Origin of the sequence: Imperialibacter sp., assembly GCF_040222385.1 — a bacterium.
Classification (GTDB): Bacteria; Bacteroidota; Bacteroidia; order Cytophagales; family Cyclobacteriaceae; genus Imperialibacter.
On the sequence record NZ_JAVKDF010000022.1, the window covers coordinates 354,712 to 373,589 of the forward strand.

General features: G+C 47.8%; 14 protein-coding genes. 5 read left to right on the forward strand and 9 right to left on the reverse strand.

Annotated elements, in window-relative coordinates; genetic code table 11:
- Positions 1-47 precede the first annotated feature (47 nt).
- The 8 genes from RIG68_RS09155 to RIG68_RS09190 all read right to left on the reverse strand — a co-directional run bounded on the left by RIG68_RS09155 (position 48) and on the right by RIG68_RS09190 (position 10,018).
- The gene (locus RIG68_RS09155; protein WP_350121424.1) at positions 48-1,145 is read right to left on the reverse strand and encodes a phosphatidylinositol-specific phospholipase C1-like protein; all 1,098 of its coding nucleotides are present in this window, start codon (positions 1,143-1,145) and stop codon (positions 48-50) included.
- 82 nt (positions 1,146-1,227) lie between these two features.
- Positions 1,228-2,979: a RagB/SusD family nutrient uptake outer membrane protein gene (locus tag RIG68_RS09160; RefSeq protein ID WP_350121427.1), complete on the reverse strand. Its 1,752-nt coding sequence runs from the start codon at positions 2,977-2,979 to the stop codon at positions 1,228-1,230.
- A gap of 50 nt (positions 2,980-3,029) precedes the next feature.
- The gene (locus RIG68_RS09165; protein WP_350121430.1) at positions 3,030-6,101 is read right to left on the reverse strand and encodes a SusC/RagA family TonB-linked outer membrane protein; all 3,072 of its coding nucleotides are present in this window, start codon (positions 6,099-6,101) and stop codon (positions 3,030-3,032) included.
- Positions 6,102-6,640: 539 nt separating this feature from the next.
- Positions 6,641-7,909, reverse strand: coding sequence for an acetolactate decarboxylase (locus RIG68_RS09170; RefSeq protein ID WP_350121432.1), 1,269 nt, complete (start codon positions 7,907-7,909; stop codon positions 6,641-6,643).
- A 72-nt stretch (positions 7,910-7,981) separates the two neighbouring features.
- Positions 7,982-8,956 carry a permease gene (locus tag RIG68_RS09175; protein ID WP_350121435.1) on the reverse strand — a complete coding sequence of 325 codons (975 nt, stop codon included), beginning with the start codon at positions 8,954-8,956 and terminating at the stop codon, positions 7,982-7,984.
- An 83-nt stretch (positions 8,957-9,039) separates the two neighbouring features.
- A complete protein-coding gene (locus tag RIG68_RS09180; protein ID WP_350121438.1) occupies positions 9,040-9,420 on the reverse strand; it encodes a rhodanese-like domain-containing protein in 381 nt (126 codons plus the stop codon).
- A 4-nt stretch (positions 9,421-9,424) separates the two neighbouring features.
- A complete protein-coding gene (locus RIG68_RS09185; protein WP_350121441.1) occupies positions 9,425-9,661 on the reverse strand; it encodes a thioredoxin family protein in 237 nt (78 codons plus the stop codon).
- Positions 9,662-9,712: 51 nt separating this feature from the next.
- Positions 9,713-10,018 carry an ArsR/SmtB family transcription factor gene (locus RIG68_RS09190; RefSeq protein WP_350121444.1) on the reverse strand — a complete coding sequence of 102 codons (306 nt, stop codon included), beginning with the start codon at positions 10,016-10,018 and terminating at the stop codon, positions 9,713-9,715.
- A 256-nt stretch (positions 10,019-10,274) separates the two neighbouring features.
- On the opposite strand from RIG68_RS09190, the gene RIG68_RS09195 reads away from it, so the two are divergent.
- The 5 genes from RIG68_RS09195 (at position 10,275) to RIG68_RS09215 (ending at position 16,771) form a co-directional block, all read left to right on the forward strand.
- Positions 10,275-12,866, forward strand: a complete 2,592-nt coding sequence (locus RIG68_RS09195; RefSeq protein WP_350121447.1) for a M14 family metallopeptidase — start codon at positions 10,275-10,277, stop codon at positions 12,864-12,866.
- Positions 12,867-13,030: 164 nt separating this feature from the next.
- A complete protein-coding gene (locus tag RIG68_RS09200) occupies positions 13,031-13,702 on the forward strand; it encodes a TatD family hydrolase (protein WP_350121450.1) in 672 nt (223 codons plus the stop codon).
- Entirely contained in the window at positions 13,699-14,421 is a 723-nt protein-coding gene (locus RIG68_RS09205) for a tRNA threonylcarbamoyladenosine dehydratase (protein ID WP_350121453.1), read from the forward strand. The genes RIG68_RS09200 and RIG68_RS09205 overlap by 4 nt, the downstream gene beginning before the upstream one ends.
- 276 nt (positions 14,422-14,697) lie before the next feature.
- Positions 14,698-15,687: an SDR family oxidoreductase gene (locus RIG68_RS09210; RefSeq protein ID WP_350121456.1), complete on the forward strand. Its 990-nt coding sequence runs from the start codon at positions 14,698-14,700 to the stop codon at positions 15,685-15,687.
- A 121-nt stretch (positions 15,688-15,808) separates the two neighbouring features.
- Positions 15,809-16,771 (forward strand): M14 family metallopeptidase, encoded by a 963-nt coding sequence (locus RIG68_RS09215; RefSeq protein ID WP_350121458.1) that lies wholly within the window; start codon positions 15,809-15,811, stop codon positions 16,769-16,771.
- An 83-nt stretch (positions 16,772-16,854) separates the two neighbouring features.
- On the opposite strand, the gene RIG68_RS09220 is transcribed toward RIG68_RS09215, so the two are convergent.
- A complete protein-coding gene (locus tag RIG68_RS09220) occupies positions 16,855-18,876 on the reverse strand; it encodes a M13 family metallopeptidase (protein WP_350121461.1) in 2,022 nt (673 codons plus the stop codon).
- Positions 18,877-18,878 lie beyond the last annotated feature (2 nt).

Below are 18,878 nucleotides of genomic sequence, written 5' to 3' on the forward strand. Positions count from 1 at the left end.
TATAAAGTTAATAGGATTTGTTCACGAAGGGTATTTAAACATTCGTATTATGGCAGATCGCATGTTGATGATTTTGTCAATACAGGATTGCATCGCTGATACCTGCCATCACCAAAAATAATCTCGAAATCTTTGTCAGGGCTCAGCGACTTCAGATAGTAGTCGGTGGTAATTACCTGGGCTCCCGACCGCATGGCGGCTTCAAACCTGGTTTTGTCTCCCAGCCGTGCCTCTCTGGTGTCGGCATCTGAGCGTGTGCGCACCATGAAACCCTGCTGAACCAACCCAGCGATTTCTTTTTCCTGCTTCACAGGATTGTTCATGATAAAAAAAGCTGCGTGGGGGTTATCAGTGTCGGTATCTGAAAACATGGGCTTGTTGTAGTCATCATCATCTGATATATACAGGTCTGTTAGCTCTTTTCCGGCGTCCAGCACGAAGAGTATTTTTCCTCTTGCGTGGGCAAGGTCAGGCCAGCCGTTGTTGAGTACGGCTTTTCGCAATGTTGTTTGTCCGCCTTTTACCTGTTTCGGAGTAATCAGGTCGTCTGGGGTCAAAATTTCCATTATCTCGGCGTCGAGGGCGTCGAGCACCTTTTTGTCGAAAGGTAATACTTTGGCAAAGCCGGGTCTGTCCAACCCATCGCTTTTTGGGTTGATGGTGATGATGATGGGTAAGTGATCGCTATGAGCTTTTGACCAGTCAAGAATGTCAGACAGGCAGCCCTTGAACGTGGCACAGTGACTTCTGAAGTCGATATCCGGTACATGAAGCACCTTGAAACCCGGTTGTAGCATGGCTTCCTGGCTGTAGGGTAGGGCTTCTTTCCCCATCGAGCTGAGCATTTCCAATCCTTTTGGATTTGAAAACCGGCCACCCTCCGGATCAAATAACACATCTATTTCCAGACTTCTCAGGCCCAAATCCAATTGATCGGTGATGGGGATATGGGTGTAGGCCAATCCAATGGCCTCCGGGCGATCGGTCAGGATCATGTCCATCAGAGGCTGTTCTATCCCGATTTTGTAGCTGTTGTGACTGCCAATCACCTGGGTCTGATTCATTTTGAGTCCCTGACCGTTCACAGCAGTGAAGCAAACGCTGGTCAATATCGCTACAAAAAGATGCTTGTCTCTGGTTTTCATATAGTGGGAATGAGTTAAAAAAGGTCGAAAGCTTTGGCCTTCGACCTTTTTGTAGTATGCTCTTTAATTAGTTAGTAGTCAATTAGTATCCTTCATTTTGCACCAGGAATCCCTTTTCACTGGACGCACCGTCGATGGCTCTCTGTGGAATAGGGAATAATCTTTTGCGCACGTCTGCATCATCTTTGCCTGTCCAGCTGTCCTCGTACTTACCAAAGCGTATCTGATAATTTCTTCTCAGACCTTCCCAGTAGAGCTCAAATCCAGTTTCACGGAATAATATTTCTGTATCAATAGAAGTCAATGCTGCCGGCGTCTGCTCAGGACGGGCAGTCCTGGAAGTTCTAAGGGTATTGACGTCAGCCAAAGCTCCTGCATTGTCGCCTTTTCTCAATTTTGCTTCCGCACGCATCAAGTATATTTCACCCAAACGAATCAAAACGATGTCTACGCTACTGTAAGAGCAGCAGTTGGGAGCAGTATGGCTAAACTGGTATTTTGAAAACCTGTATCCGGTGTTGTGCAAACTACCCTGCTCAGTGAAATCAACATTGAGATTATGATCCACATATCGGATATTGGCACCACTTGTCCTTCTGTTGATGACGGGATAAATCCTTACCGAACCATCATCACAAGTCATGATTTGACCCGTGGCATCTTTTCGGGGACCCCAGATAATGCCACGAAGGATTCCCCTGTCAATTTCAAAATCCTGAGCTGGCACACAGTAGTAATGGTCTGAGTCATTTTCCGGCGTCACACCGGAAAGGTCTGTCAGTTCATCTGGAATCATTGTGTTTTTCATATAAAAACGGGCATCGGCGTCAGCAGGGTCTACGCTACCGTATGCATCCACCCAGTGCTGGTAAAAGTCAGGGGTGGCAGCCACAGCATCCGTTCCTCTCGTGCTTGGAAATTCAGGTCTTGGCACCTGATCGCCAGATATTGGCCAATAGGCCCAGCGGCCATGCTCAGTAGCCAGTACGCCTCTTTGGTCCAGGGCAAAAATAAGCTCAGACTTGGTGTGGTTATCGTCGCTGAACAAATCGAAGTATTCGGCTGACAAGGAATGAGAACCAGCAATGATGCTGTTGGTGTATTGAATCACCTTGTCCATGTCTTCGCTTCGGAAGTCAGGAGTACCGTAAGGATCACGATAAACCGCTGCGTTCAGGTACAAGCGAGCTAACAAGGCACTGACGGCGTCTTTGTTGATCCGGCCTGGACCAACGTCATTGCTCATCACGTCCACTACCGACAAAAGCTTACCTTCGATATAGTCGATGGCTTCCTGTCCTCTCAAAAGCACCGATACGTCAGAGGAACGGTCCTTCTTGAAAACCAACCCCCAGTTGTCTAGTGCCAGCATATTGAGGTATGCATGCATGGCAATCATTTCATAAAGCGGCCCTTGCGCATCTGCATTTCCTTTTTCTACTTCTTCCCTCAGCCTTTCCTCGGCCACAACGGCCCTCGAAAGCGTCAAGGTAATATATGTCCAGGAATCTGCCACCAGTGAGTTGCCGGGAGTCATCAAATGCTGGTGAACGGCGATGAATTTGCCGCCATCAAACCAGTCGGTACCACCACGGTATGGCAAGATGGCTTCGTCGGAAGCCACTTCCTGAAGCCCGAAGTTAACGGTATGCAGCCAAACCTGACGAAGAAGGCCATATACCGGTGCAATGGAACCGCTAATGACTTCTGCCTCGCCTGTTCCAGTCAGCGACTCGTCCAAAATGTCTTCTTCGAGGTCAGTACAACCAACGAATGTGAGCAGCACTACAATGATCGGCAGTACTTTACTAAATTTTATATTTAAAAAGTTCATATGATTTCTATTTTCTAAAGTAATACTTAAGAGAACTGAGTGTTTTCTTTTTAGAACGTGGCATTGACGCTGATCAAAAACGTTCTTGCCTTTGGATAAGTGAAACGATCTATTCCAAAGGTTTGAATACCACCTGTAGTTGATCCTGTGTTGATTTCAGGGTCAAATCCAGAATAATCTGTGATCACGAACAAGTTTTGACCGGTTACCGATACACGGATGTTCTGGAAGGCATCTCCCAAGCCGACCTTGTCTGAAGTCAGGTTGTAGCCAAGTGTCGCATTGTTCAGTCTCATGAAGGAACCATTCTCCAAATAGCGTGTAGATACAGTGTTGGCATTTGAAATTGCCTCGTTAGGGTATTGAGTTACAAAGTCAGTGGCATTGTTCGACTTGGTCAGTTGAGCCTTGGTAAACAGCGTCATGGCAGTGTGGTTGTATATTTTGCTGCCGGCAATTCCGTTAAAGTTGAAGCCCAGATCGAAACTGTTATACCTGAAATTCAGGTGATAGGCATACAGCAGTTTTGGAATAGCACTGCCCACAACGGTGCGGTCATTATCCAATATAGCGCCATCCCCATTAACGTCTCTAAACATGTTGAGTCCATCGGCTCCAATGCCGTCAAATTGGAACATGTAGAAAGATCCTATCGGCTCGTCGTTGATATAACCATTAATGGTTGCACCAGTTTGTCCAGAACCCTGAGCGGCACCAGTGGTCAATACAGCGTAAGGAGAGTCTTTTACCGTGTTCTGGATGGATGTGAGGTTACCTCCGATGTTGTAGGAGAAGCCGCCTTGTCCTTTGCCATTGTATTCCAATGCCAGCTCGATGCCATTGTTCTGGATCTTCATGTCCTGGATATTAGTCCAGTAGGTGGACGTTGGCTGCACGGGGTCAGCAGGTGTAACTTCCAGCAAAATATTGGACGACTCTTTATTGAAATAATCCAGGCTACCGGTGATCTGATTGTCAAAGATGCCAAAGTCAACGCCGACGTTCAGCTGGGTGGATACTTCCCACTGCAGATCTGGGTTTGCCAGGCGAGTGAAAACAATTCCGTAAGGATAGCTGTCAATTGAAGTGCCATCAGGATCCAGCGGGTACGTGCTAAGGCTTTCAGCGCCTGTTATCAACCTGTCTTCCGAATAGCTTGCCTTGGTGATCTTAGAAGGGATTTCCTGGTTACCGGTTTGTCCCCAGCTTGTACGCAACTTCAGGTTATCGAAAAATGAATTGTCCATGAAGTCCTCATTGCTGATGTTCCAGCCCAGGGCAACAGACGGGAAATACCCATACTTGTTGTTCACTCCAAACTTTGAAGACCCGTCAGCACGAAGCGTGGCAGTAAACAAATATTTTTCGTCAAAAGTATAATTAACCCTTCCGAAGAATGACTGCAACTCGTTTCTAATGGCAGACGAGCTTACTGAAGTAGGATATTCAGCCGTGCTGGTTTGGTCCTGGTATTTTGGTTCGATATTGTTGTTGGCAAAGCCCCTGTAATCGAAGTTCCTGTTTTCTAAAAGGAATTCCTGGTAAGAGTGACCACCAAGTACGGTGAGATTGTGCACATCCTTGATCCAGTTGTAGGTGATTGTGTTTTCGACCAGACTATTGGTATTGTTACCTATAAGCGTGGACAGTGATCCATCTGAAATATTCGACTCATTGATCACATCAGGAAAAGGCTCATACTGAGCATCCCTGGTAGTGGCAGAGTAGTCAACCCCAAGATTCAACTTATAAACAAAGCCATCAAACAGTTCAATTGACGGGGAAATACTCGCCAGGATGCGGTTGTTAACAGCCAGGTCACTGTAGATGTCATATCTGGTGAGTGGGTTCAAAGCATTTGTTGTCAGCAATGTCGGCTCACCATCGGTATAGGCCGGAATGGTTGGGTTCAGGCTAATCATGTCTGCAATGGTAGATGTAATGCTCGGGCGCAGGTTTTCTGTGTGCGACGCAGTAAGGTTATAGTCTACCTTCAGCCTTCCATTGAGTGCCTTTTGGTTCATATTCAGTTTCCCGGAATAACGTTCCAGGTTGCTATTCTTCAAAATACCTTCCTGATCCTGAACACCGACTGAAGCGTAGTACGAGAACTTCTCAGAAGCGGCCCCGCCAACGGACAGGTCGAATTGCTTCGACAGGGCGGTTTGGGTCAATTCATCCTGCCAATCAGTATTTCCACCGAAGTCTTCTAGAGTTCCGCCTTCACCGGTCACATTCTGCCGAAACTCGTCGGCACTAAACACATCAATTTTCTTAGACATCTTAGACCAGGCAGTAGAAGCTGAAAAGTTCATTTCTGTTTTTCCAGCCTTTCCTTTTTTGGTAGTGATAACTACCACGCCATTTGAAGCTCTGGAACCATATACCGCGGTGGCACTGGCATCTTTCAAGACGTCGATGCTTTCAATGTCGTTGGGATTAAGGAAGTTGAGGGGATTGGTATCAAAACCTTGAGAGCTGTTGTCAAGCAGGAAACCATCCACCACGTAAAGCGGTTGCGTTCCAGACCGCAAACTGCCAATTCCCCGGATGATCACATTCTGTGCAGCACCAGGTTCACCACTGGCAGTGGTTATGTTTACACCTGCAACTTTCCCTTGGAGCAATTCCCCTGGGTTAGTTACAACTCCACGGTTAAAATTTTCACTCTTTAAGGAACCAATGGCTCCGGTTATGTCGGATCTTTTCTGCGTACCGTAACCTACCACGACCAGCTCGGCCAATGTTTCAGAGCTGCCTGCCAGCGACACAGAAATCTCTGACTGACCTCCTACTGTTACCTCTTTTGTTTCAGCGCCAACAAAGCTAAATACCAGGACGGCGTTGGCCGAAGACACATTCAGTCTGTAGTTGCCATTCACGTCACTCACGGTTCCATTGATGGTTCCCTTCTCAAGAATATTCACTCCGGGCATCGCAGCACCTTCTTCGTCGGTAACAGTACCGCTAACAGTGGTGCCAGCCTGAAAAATAACACTTCCAGCAACAGCATTTTGAGAAAATGAGCCCACCAGGCAAACCACACCCAGCAGCAGAAAGAGCCGAACACCTTTTGTGGCCGTGTCCCTTCCATTACATAATAACAGGTACAAATTTTTCATGAAATAGTTTTTAATGGATAGTTTTTGACATGACACCAGGATGGAAACCCAGAGCGTCACCTTTAAGGCGCAAAAAAAGCGGGGTTTTGCGGCAGTGCTGGAAACTAAATATTAAGTTTCCGTTAGTGGCCCACTAAGCTTTGGTGATGGATTTAATACTTTTTTGACATTGAACAGCAGTTATCGAAACACGTGATGTTACCTACGTGATGCTAAGCGTCAAACACTCTCATGTAATCAACAGATTAATAACAAATTAGCCGCACCACAGGCTTGCGGCTATGAAAGGAAGAATAAAAATTATAGATAACGGTTTCGTAATTTTACAGGCAACAAACGCTCATGGGTCAGCGATAGGTGGCTTCATCAAGTGTGGCGAGAAATCGGCTCTGTGAAGTATAGAGTAAGGAAAAGCGTGGACTTGAAATGTAGGGCAAGGTAAGTCGCCGCTGCCTCTCAGCAAAACGGCCCTCTCCTTTTTTTGCGCCTGTTAAAAACTTTGGGCTCCAGCTACGTGTTCAGCCAGTTAGCCTGGCCTTTTACTTTTTACAAGGCTTCGTCTCTTTGTTGATGACATCAGTTTTGATGAAATCATTTTGCAAAAAAGGGTTCCATTTAAAATTCGACATATTGGTTATAGTGAAATTGTCTTTTGGGTGTTCAGACAATCGCTTTTCAGAAAAATCGTCCTCCAATTGTTTGAGTGCATCCAACTGGCAAGCCGTAAGCTCTCCTTTGACAGCCTTCGCCCCCATCTGACCTATTTCGACGGGTTTTACGCCCCTATTCAAATTGACCTGCACGGCCTCTCCATTGTCTACACGCTGCACTACATACAACCCATCAATAGCAACTGTTGCATAAAACGTATTGAACTGGTATCGCCCGCCTGTGAGGTAAATGGCTGCATCGGTCAGGCAAGGCGATGGCTCGCTTACAATTCTTAAATTGGTTCGGTCAATCGTACCATCCGGATACAATTGCAGGAGCGCTTCTTTCAATCCCAGGAACCCGACCACAAGGCCATCGCACAGATGCCCGTGGAACTTAACCAAATCATCAAGTGTCACCTCTTGTATATTCCCCAATCTGCCTTTCGAAAAGTCGGTATCATTCACTTTCAAAGTAGGCGTACTGCTACCTGCTTTTGCAGGCAAGTAGAGTGTCAATGGTAGCTTATTGGTCACTATTTTGTACAGATGCCCCATAAAGGTCAGGTCATCTTTGATAAAGTGCACATGGATATTGCTTTTTGACCCGGTGAATACTCCATGATGATTTTCAGAGTAAAAGCCGATGATTTCGCCTGACGCATGCTCAAAGGAAAATTCCTGCTGATTCACATTGGGCCGATACCCAATCACCTCAGCTCTTCGTGGTGTAACGATGTGATTGGCGACTTGATCGAAAACACCACCAATTCTAAAAGCAAAAGGAATGCTGGTGTCATACCCCTTGCTTTTAGCTGTCTTTGCGACAAGCTGCTCAATGTCGTCCACACTACTGATGGAATCGGTGAATTCATAGGCTACCCACTTGTCGACGTTAGCTGAGACAAAAAAAGGAGACTTCATGTCCCAGGTTTGACCGATGACAGATTTGCCTTCCTCGTAGGCAGAAGCATAAAACGGCTTTCCATCGACAATGGTGATCTCCCCCTGCATCGGGCCATAGGGGCCTAGACCGTAGAGATGGTCTTTGTTGGTGAGTGTGTCCAACCAAAGCTGAGGAGCAAAATTATTTTTGCCCATCTCACTCATGGCACCTACGGTGGATAACGGCTGGTTTTGCCCCCAACTACGATGCATAGACAGGCCAAGTATTATGATTAATAAGTATATTTTCAGCTGCTTCATTTCTTAGTTGAGTGTTGTTTTCGTTTACAAAATGAGGTTGAACAAATAGCCAGAAATGATGATAAACAGCGTAACCACTCCGAAGTAAAGCCCGACCAACCTGATGGTCATCACCTTTTTTAACAAAGTTGCTTCCGGAATAGATAAACCTACTGTTGCCATCATAAAGGCTATGGCGGTGCCAAGGGGTACCCCTTTAGCTACAAATACCCGAATGACTGGCACTATGCCGGCGGCATTGGCATACATGGGTACGGCCAGGATAACTGCCAGGGGCACTGTCCACCATTGGCCGCCACCGAGGTACCGACCAAAAAAGTTCTCAGGAACAAATCCGTGCATGGCGGCACCTATCGCAATACCGACGATTACGTACAACACCACCCCCTTCACAATCTCCCAGGCTCCCCGGGTAATATCCGGCAAGCGCTCGAGAAAAGTGAGCTTTTCTTCTTCGTATTCAGCTTGTTGCGTTTTCTTTTCAAGAATTTTCTTTACCCAATCAGTCAACAAAGGTTCGAGATTGAACTTGCCCAATATCCAACCACCAATAGTTCCTAAGAGAATACCAGAACCTGCATAAACAAGGGTGGCTTTCCAACCAAACATGCCAATAAACATGGCGATGGCCACTTCATTCACCAAGGGCGAGGTAATAAGAAAAGCAAAAGTCACCCCCAAAGGAATGCCGCCTTGCACGAAGCCAATAAACAGTGGAACAGACGAACAAGAGCAAAAGGGTGTAATGGCCCCAAAAATGGATGAAAGCAGGTATTCTAATCCGTATAGTTTTTTTCGATTCAGGAAGTCTTTGAGTTTTTCGATGGGGAAGTAAGCGTTGACGACGCCCATTAGAAAAACGATCAGGAATAGCAGAATGAGAATTTTCAATGTGTCGTACACAAAGAAATTCAGTGCTGTGGCCAGGTGGGTTTCTGCGTCGATCCCAAAAACTGAGTAAATAAGCCAGTCGGCAAAATGTTGTATCCAATCAAACATGGTTTTCAGCTTAGCTTAACAATTTTACTTCCATCAGCATTGCGACTTTTATGGCAACAAGACGGTGTGTTTTACACCGTCGATCAGGTGCTACAGCAGCCTGTATCTTGCGTGTTGTCCAGTACAGAAGACGTATCTCCGGTGGTGGGAAAACCTTTCTGCGCCCAACGGATCATTCCATGTTGCATGTTCACCACCTGGGTGTAGCCATGGTTCACCAGGAAACCCGCCGCCCGTAAACTTCTCCCACCACTGCGGCAAACCACCACCACGTCTTTGTCCTTTGGGATTTCTGTATAGCGTTGTTCAAACTCGCCCAGGGGAATGTTAATGATTTTCGGCACATCGTAAGCCAATTGCGCCACTTCCTCTTTTTCCCGAACATCCACCAATAGGGCACCATTTGCGACCCATTGCTGAGTGGTCGTAGGGCAAATTTCTTTTACTAGAGTTTGCGTGTCCATCGTTTCAGTTATTCAGTAGTTGCACGATCTCACTCACCTGAGCAATTCGGCCTTTTATTTTGAATTCCCCGTTGATCATGAGGACTGGCGTAGTGAGCACATTGTATTTCATCATTTCTTCAATGTCCTCTACCTTTACTACATCGGCTTCCATGTTGGTTTTTTTCAACGCCTCAAGCACATTGTTGTAGGTGGCTTTGCACTTTGGGCAACCGGGTCCTAATACTTTTATATCTGTCATGTTCTTAAATGTTTAATTGATCGTCCATCAACGATCTTCGTCAATGTCTTTTTACCCAATTAGCTTTGCAAACAGCTTCAGCGCTTTCGCCCAATTCCCTTTGTTTAAACAGTACTTCACTTTTGGTGGCAAAATCTCGCCTTGGATTAAGCCAGCATCTTTCAATGCCTTCAAATGCTGCGAAATGGTTGATTGTGCCAGGGGAATTTGATCTGCTAAGTCACCCGTATAACAACAGGCTTCGCTACTCAATAGCCGCAAAATCTGAATCCTTACCGGATGTCCCATTGCTTTGGCAATGCCGGCCAGTGAAACGTCGTCCACTTCATAATCTATCGGTATGGCTGTTCTGCTCATTGTTGCTTTCGTTCATCGCAAATGAACGATAAACAATCCGGGTTCTATGTAACAGTTGTCACTTAACCCAAACTAAATCCATACCCGTGTTTGGGTTAAGGTTTGATCTGAGCGAATCCGCATCCACGCCTGGCCCGACATTGGCACCCGTGACACCGACCGCCCTTCAATCTATACGGCAAGCCAACACTGAACCCTTTCAATTGCTATTGCCCAGGCATAGATTACCCTATCTATCACTCAAACTGTAATTCCTATGACTGAAAAAATTTTACTATTTATTAAACGCCTGGCGGTGCTGCTCCTGGTGGTGGTTCTTCTTGCTCCCTCCTATGTGCAGGCGCAAGCTATTCCCACGCCAGAACAGTACTTCGGTTTCCAGATGGGCGCCGATCGCAAGCTGGCACACTGGAACGACCTGGTGAAATACTATAATCAGTTGGGCGAGGCCAGCCCCCGTATGAAGGTGGTGAACATGGGTAAAACTACCCTGGGCAACCCTTTTCTTGCCTTATATATCTCTTCACCAGAAAATCTGGCGAAACTGGACGAGTACAAGGCTATGAACGCCAAGCTCAGTGACCCCAGAGGCGTACCACAGAGCGAAATCGACCAGATCATTACGACCGGTAAGGCCGTGGTGGTGCAGTCGTTCGGGCTTCACTCCAGCGAAGTGGCAGCTTCACAAACGGCGGCGGAGTTTACTTACGACATGCTCACCCGTACCGACACAGAAATGATGACGATCCTCGATAACGTCATTTCCATTGTGATTCCCTGCTTCAATCCTGACGGTGAAATCATGATCACCGAATGGTATAGAAAGTATGTGGGCACAGAATACGAGGGTAACAGTATGCCCTATCTCTACCATCACTACATCGGCCACGACAACAACCGGGATGCCTACATGCAAAACACCATTGAATCTGTGTACGGTGCAGACATTATTTTCAGACAATGGATGCCGCAAGCTTATGTAGATCATCATCAGATGGGTGCTTACGGTGCCAGGATTTATGTGCCACCCTATGCTGAACCTATTCGCCCGGATGGTGATCCACTGGTATGGAGGGAAATGTCGTGGTATGGGGCACACATTGCTTACAAAGAAGAAGAGAACAACAAGGCAGGTGTGGTGAATGCCGCCATCTATTCAGGCTGGGGCCATTTTGGGTTTCACTGGATCACACCTTTCCACAATATCGCAGGCATGCTGACCGAATCGGCCAGTGCCAGATTGGCTACTCCTCTGTATGTGCATCCTGACCAGCTGGAAGGTAGCATTCATGGCATGCCTAAGTACGAAGCGCAAACCTCCTTCCCTAACCCATGGCCAGGCGGCTGGTGGCGGGTACGGGATATTGTAGAGCAGCAAAAAATTGCAGCCCTGGCCATCGCCGACATTGCAGGCCGCAATAGAGAAACGGTATTAAAAAATGCATATTTGAAAGCCTCCAGACAAACCCAGCGGGGTGCCGAGGCTGATATCAAGGCTTACATCATTCCCGCAGAACAGCACGATGCGCTCACTGCCAACAAACTGGTGAATGTGCTGCTGGGTCAGGGTGTGGAAGTGAAGCGAATTGACTCGCAGCTGATTCACGAGGGTAAAGTGTATGGCGCCGGTTCTTACCTGGTTACCATGGCGCAGCCCAAGCAAGGTGTGGTGCGTTGGTTGCTGGGTCGTACCTTCTACCCCGACAACGAGTACACCCGTGACCGCAACAACGACCCCATCAGGCCTTACGACATGTCGACCGATAATGTGGCTGAATACATGGGTGTGCGGGTCGATCCGGTAGGTAGTGCTTTGACAGGCAACTACCCAAAGGTCACAGAAAAGGTTGCTCCTAAAGGCACTGTGACCAGGGGGAGCAAAGGATATGTGTTGTCGGGTGCCAATAACGACAGCTTCACAGCACTGAACCTGCTTTGGGACAACAAAGTAAAAGTGAGCAGAGTGACTAAGGCAGGTAATGGACTGGTGCCAGGCGACTTTGTAGTGGCCTCAGTGCCTGCGGATGTGGCCAGCAAGATCGCTACAGAAACTGGTGTGGACTTCAGGCCCCTGGAAACAGACGTGGCTGCTGTTACCCAACCAATGACACGCCAGCGAATTGCGCTCTTCCAGCGCTATATGGGTGGCAATATGGATGAAGGATGGACGAGGCTCATGCTGGAGAATTTTAAATTCCCTTATACCACTTTGATGGACAAGGAAATCCTTGCTGGCGAGCTCAACAAGAAATATGATGTGATTGTGTTGCCTGACGACGCTCTGTCGGCGATGACAGGTGAAGGTGGCGGTGGCCGCAACCGTGCTGAAGACTTTCCGCCCGAATACAGAAGTGGTTTTGGGCAAAAAGGCGTGGATGCCCTCAAGGCCTTTGTTGAAAACGGAGGAACACTGGTAACGTTTGGTAGTGCCGGTGACTTGCCTATCGAAAAATTCAAGCTACCGATTCGCAATGTGGTAAAAGACGTAGCCAGTCAGGAGTTTTGGTCGCCGGGCTCTACCCTTCGAATGAACTTCGACAATTCGAATCCACTGGCCTACGGCATGCCTGACTCAGGTTATGGATTGTTTGTTGGCAACAACGATGTGTATGAGGTAGTGCGCTCCGACGTGGGTCACACCATAGACCGCATCATCACCTACCCAAAAAGGGACATTTTGCAAAGTGGCTGGTTGCTGGGCGAAGATGTTATCGCTGAGAAGGCTGCCATGGTTTCTGTTGGTTTGGGCCAGGGAAGGGTTGTCATGATTGGCTTCCGCCCACAACTTAGGGTACAGACACATGGCACGTTTAAACTAGTGTTTAACTCGCTGGTATTAAGTAAGTAATAGAGTTTTTATTAAAATGATAATTAGAGACGTAAGGCGATCGCCTTACGTTTTTTTTATGGCTGTTTACAGTCTGCTACTCGGTGCAATGAGAAAAGCTTAGATCACACTGTATTTAACCACTTAGCGCTATCTTTGATCCCAGGAGGGCAATGCACCGAACAATGAAAACTATCTTCCACGACTCCCGCTACCTTGACTTCCACACCCACAGTATGCGGCAGGCCAATAGTGAAGATGTGATGGAAATTGTATCGCTGCACCTGGGAAAAGACAAACCACACCAATACTTCACGGTCGGGATGCATCCGTGGTGGACAGAACAACCTGTAACGCCAGCGCAAAGGAAAGAGCTGGAGGTAGCACTTTCCGACCCTAAATGTCTGGCCATGGGCGAAATGGGACTGGACAACCTGAAAGGGCCGGCGATGGGCATGCAAATGGATATCTTGAGAAGTCAGCTGGCGATTGCAGAAGAGCTGGGTAAATCGGTGATTATCCATTGCGTTCGAGCTTTTGGACAGTTAAGCGAAATCAAAAAACAGTTTCCTGGTATTGAGAAATGGTGCGTGCATGGCTATGGCCGCCATGCTACACTGGCTAAGCAACTGATCGATCAGGGGTTTTATCTCTCGCTTATGCCTGGCCTCCCTCCCACTAAATACATTGAGTTATTTAAGTCCATACCGTATGATCACCTATTTTTGGAAACGGATAGCATGCCTGATGTGAGTATCATAGAGGTATATGAAACGGTCGCCGGATTGATTGGCATACAGGTGCCTGAACTTCAGCGACAAATGAACAGTAACGCAAGAAAGTTTTTCGGAAGATGAGTGATTGGTTAGAAAGAACAGAGCTGTTAATAGGCAAAGAAGCCTTAGACAAACTAAGAAACTCCCACGTGCTGGTAGTTGGTCTTGGCGGCGTGGGCAGCTATGCGGCAGAAACGCTTGTAAGGGCCGGCTTGGGCAAAATCACCATCATTGATGGAGACGACGTAGACCCTACCAACAAAAACCGGCAGCTCCAGGCCCTGGACTCTACAGTCGGTATGCAGAAAGCCTATGTGCTCAGAGATCGTTTTCTCGACATTAGTCCTAAGCTACAGGTACAAGTGGTTGATAACTTCATGGAGCCTGACGTGATGCACGCTTTTCTGGTCGATAACACTTTCGATTTCGCCATGGATTGCATCGATAGTATTGTTCCGAAGATGTCGATGATACTGACATTGAAACGGCTAAAATATAAGTTCATCTCGTCTATGGGTGCCGGCGGCAAGCTGGATCCCTCCAAAATACGGCTGGCGGATATCAGCAAGACCCGTGAGTGTAAGTTTGCACAACAGGTTCGCAAGAACCTGAAAGGCAAAGGCGTAACCAAAGGGATTTTATGCGTTTATTCAGAGGAAGTGCAGCCCAGTCATTCACTGAAGATGACCGATGGCACCAGGTACAAAAAGTCTTTTTATGGTACCATTTCGTACATGCCTGCGATGTTCGGCATGACCATGGCGGCGGAGGTGATTAAAAGACTGACAGTGTCGAATTAAAAGTTCCAGGGAGACGGAAAAAGATGCGTGGCTTACAGCCTGAAGCCCGACCTTCTGGTTATTGCGAGCCACCAATTAAGACTCAAATTGTTTGGCACATCATAACGTGGCGTGGCAATCTGCCAGCTTCAGTGCTGAATCTGACGGATTGCCACCGCTATTAGTGATCGTTCATACCGATAAAGTATCGTTTCAGCCTCGCAATAACCGATGTAGCGGAGCTGGCAGGTTCCACCTATCTTCGTACCTTAGCCCACCTAAGCAGAGCGATAAAAAATGAAGGTATTATTCATCGGAGGAACAGGAAACATCAGCACAGCCACAAGCCGGCTGGCTGTAGCAAAAGGCATTGATCTTTACGTCCTCAACCGGGGCAAGAGCCCTCTCACAGTCGAGGGTGCCAAGTCCATTACCGGCGACATCAACGCACCAGCCCAACTGGGGCAAGCATTGGCCGGGCATGAATGGGATGTGGTGGTCAACTGGATTGCTTTTACAAAGGAAGAGGTAGAACGAGACATCAAGCTGTTCACTGGCAAAACCAAACAGTATATTTTCATCAGCTCCGCCTCGGCCTACCAGAAGCCAGCCACGCACTATCTGATCACTGAATCTACCCCGCTTTTCAATCCGTTCTGGCAGTATTCCAGGGATAAGATAGCCTGTGAAGATGCCCTCACCCTGGCTTATCGGGAGCAGGGATTCCCGATCACCATCGTTCGCCCATCGCATACTTACGACACAGTGATACCAGTTGCCCTGGGTGGCTGGACAGAGTACAATATTGTGGACAGGCTGCGCAAAGGCAAAAAGATCATTGTGCACGGCGACGGCACGTCCTTGTGGACGCTTACTCATTCCGACGATTTCGCAATTGGCTTCGTGGGACTGCTGGGGCACCCAAAAGCCGTTGGTCATGCGTTTCATATCACCTCCGACGATGTCTTGAGCTGGAACCAGATCTACGAAGGACTAGCTGATGCTGTTGGCGTTACTCCCAAAATAGTGCACATCTCCTCGGACTTTATTTGTAAGCACTTGCCTGAGCAAACAGGCAACCTACTGGGCGACAAAGCTCACAGTGCCGTATTCGATAACACCAAGATCAAAACATTTGTGCCTGAGTTTACGGCCACCATTCCTTTCCATCAGGGTATTCGCCGCACACTGGCATGGTTGGAAGGAGATGCTTCAAGGAAGGTAATCAACCCCGACACTGAAAAGGAACTGGATGAGCTTATCGAAAAATATGAAAGACAGCGCTGATTAGAGCCAGCTATAACAAAATAAGTAACCTCACTGCCGGTCACTGCATAAGTTTGCCCCCTCAAAATCACGGTATTCCGTTGCAGTTTCTTTTGTACATTAACGCCGCAAAATAACCAAAATGAGAGAACTCATAAGACAGCTGGTACCCGGCATTAAGACGCTGACTGCGGGAACAAAAACGACCGGCCATATTCCAGTGGCAGGAACACCCATCGAAATGCCTTTTACATTGATCTGCGGTGCAACAGATGGAAAAGACATCCTGATAACTGGTGGTGTTCATGGTGGTGAGTATCCTTGCATAGAAACAGCCCTACAACTGGCCAAAGAGCTTGATCCACAGGAGGTCGCTGGCACGGTGCTCATCATTCACCCGGTGAATACCGCTGCTTTCCTGGCCCGAATGCAGTATTACGGGCCATATGACGGCAAAAATCTCAATAGGGTGTTTCCGGGCAAAGCCACAGGCACTGTCAGCGAGAGAATAGCCTACGTTGTACATCAGCTTCAAAAAGAGGCCGCCTTCTTCATCGACCTGCATGGCGGCGATATTCATGAATCGCTGGTGCCGTTCGTTATCTATTCCAACCTGGGAAGCACAGACCTAGCGGAGCAATCCCGTCAGGCCTCTGCCCTACTTGGGTTTCCTTATGTGGTGGGCTCAGTATCTGAAAATGGTTCCATTGGCGGCGCTGCTTCCTGTGGAACGCCAGGCTTTCTGGCAGAGCTTGGGCAGTGTGGGCGATGGAATCAGGACGAAGTAGAACAATACAAAGCTGCTGTCAAAAACGTACTTCGTTCACTGGCAGTGATACCCGGACAGGCGCAAATTCACGAGGTGGAATACCTTGAAAAAATGCTGGTAGCCACAGCGATGCATGAAGGGTGTTGGTACCCAGAGGTAAAGCTCGAAGATAAGGTAACAAGGGGTCAAAAACTGGGGGAAATAAGAGACTTTTTTGGCACCCAACTCAGTGATTATCATGCAGAAAGCGATGGTATTGTCCTGTACCTTGTCACTTCGCTTGCTATCACCAGCAATGATCCCCTGTGTGCTATTGGTGTTCAGAGTACAAAATAGCAGGCTGGACGTTTCGTATCAAAACGTCCAGCCTGCTTACTTATGTACAGGAAGGCCATCAAGTCGTATCGGCCCGCCAGCACCTACCAAATTCTTATTCTATCTTCCACCGGTTTGTAGTTCCGATCCCCTGGCTGCACATTGAATGAGTCATAAAAAGGCGTGAAGTTCATCAACGGCCCATTCACTCGCCAAATGGCTGGTGAATGAGGGTTGGTGTTTACGTAGGTGCGCAAAAACTCATCACGGGTTTTTACTCTCCAGATCCTGGCGATAGACAAGAAGAAGCGCTGGTCAGGAGTAAAACCGTCAATTTTCGTCGTGTCCTGTCCTTGTTCGGTCAGCTTAAAGGCGTCGTAGGCAATGGCTATACCGCCGTTGTCTGCCGTGTTTTCACCTACAGTCATGGCCCCTTTGATATGCACGCTGTCCAACACAGTAAATGAGCTGTAGAGATCAATCACCTGCTGGGTCTTGGTTTTGAACTTCTCAAAATCCTCATCCGTCCACCAATTTTTAACATTGCCGTCTTTGTCATACTGCGCCCCCTGATCGTCAAAAGCATGGGTCAGCTCGTGACCTATCACCATACCAATGCCGCCGTAGTTGATAGCATCGTCGGCATTCACGTCGAAATAGGGATACTGGAGGATGCCTGCCGGGAAAACAATTTCATTGAATGAAGGCCGGTAGTAGGCCGTTACTGTCGATGGAGAAGGCCCCCATTCGTGCTTGTAGGGCGGCTTATTAAGCTTGCCTAGCTGATACTTGTAATTGTCCTCTCTCAGGGCAATCACATTCTCAAAATACTTGCCACGGTCGATGGTAACATCATACTCTCTCCACACATCCGGGTAGCCCACCTTTTTGGTGATGGCCCAAAGCTTTTCTTTGGCCTTCACTTTGGTGCTGTCGCTCATCCAGTCGAGCTTCTCAATCCGGGCTTCGAAAGCTTTTTGGAGGTTGTCCACCAGCTCCGAAATCCTCTTTTTGGCATCTTCACCAAAATAGCGCTTCACATAAAGCTGCCCGAGGGCAAAACCCATCTGTCTATCGACAGCTTCCGCCATTACCTGAGCCCGTGGCTTTTCGGTCGACTGTCCCGAGAGGGCTTTGTTGTATTCGAACGACGCTTTTTCGAAAGGTCTGCTCAAAATCTGGTCGTAGGCCGCAATGGAGCTTGCTTTCAGGTAGGTTTTCCAGTCTTCAAGTGGCAGTGAGCCCAGCAAAGTGTTCAATTTTTCGAAGTAGGCCGGCTGACGGATGTCAACCGTATCAGTATCAAGCCCAAGATTGTCCAGCAAGGCAGTCCACCCTATATTGGGTTGTGCCTTTTGTAGGTCAGCTACAGCCATCTTGTGGTAATTATTCTGAACGTCTCTGCGCTGTATCCTTGTTTTATGTGACTCCGCCAGTTGCTTCTCTATGTCATAAACCAGACCTGCTTTGGAGGCCGCTTCACCTGCCTCTTCGCCGGTCAACTCAAACAGTCTGGCAATGTAGCCCCGGTAGGCCATTTGAATGCCCAGAGTTGAGGAATCAGTTTTGAAATAATAGTCCCGGTCGGGTAGCCCAAGACCAGCCTGCCCAAAATGAGCGATATTAATTGTGCTGTTCTTGTCGTCCGGAGAAATACCAGCGCTAATGATTGAGTTGTCGCCCAGTTTGGATTCATCTGCTATAAAGCTCATCAACGCTTTCAGGTCGTTGATAGCGGCAATTTTATCCAGCATCGGCTTGATGGGCTCAAAGCCCCGCCGATTGATCGCTGTCGTATCCATTCCTGATGCGAAAAAGTCGCCCACCTGCTGTTCGACCGTTGCGGCTGCATGGGTGCCTGTTGACACCTCTTCTAAAATGCTCTGAAGGAGCTTCTTTTGAGGAATATTGAGGAAACTGTACGATCCCACACCTGACTGGTCGTCGGCAATTCTCGCTGTGTCATACCAGATGCCGTTCACGTACATAAAAAAGTTGTCGCCGGGTTTGATCGAAGGATCAAGCCCCGGAACGTCCACATATTTTCTTTTAGGAGCACTTTGCTCCTGCTCTTGGCAGGCCACAACAGCAAGGGCTATAACAACGCAGTAAAGTATTCGCCTCATAG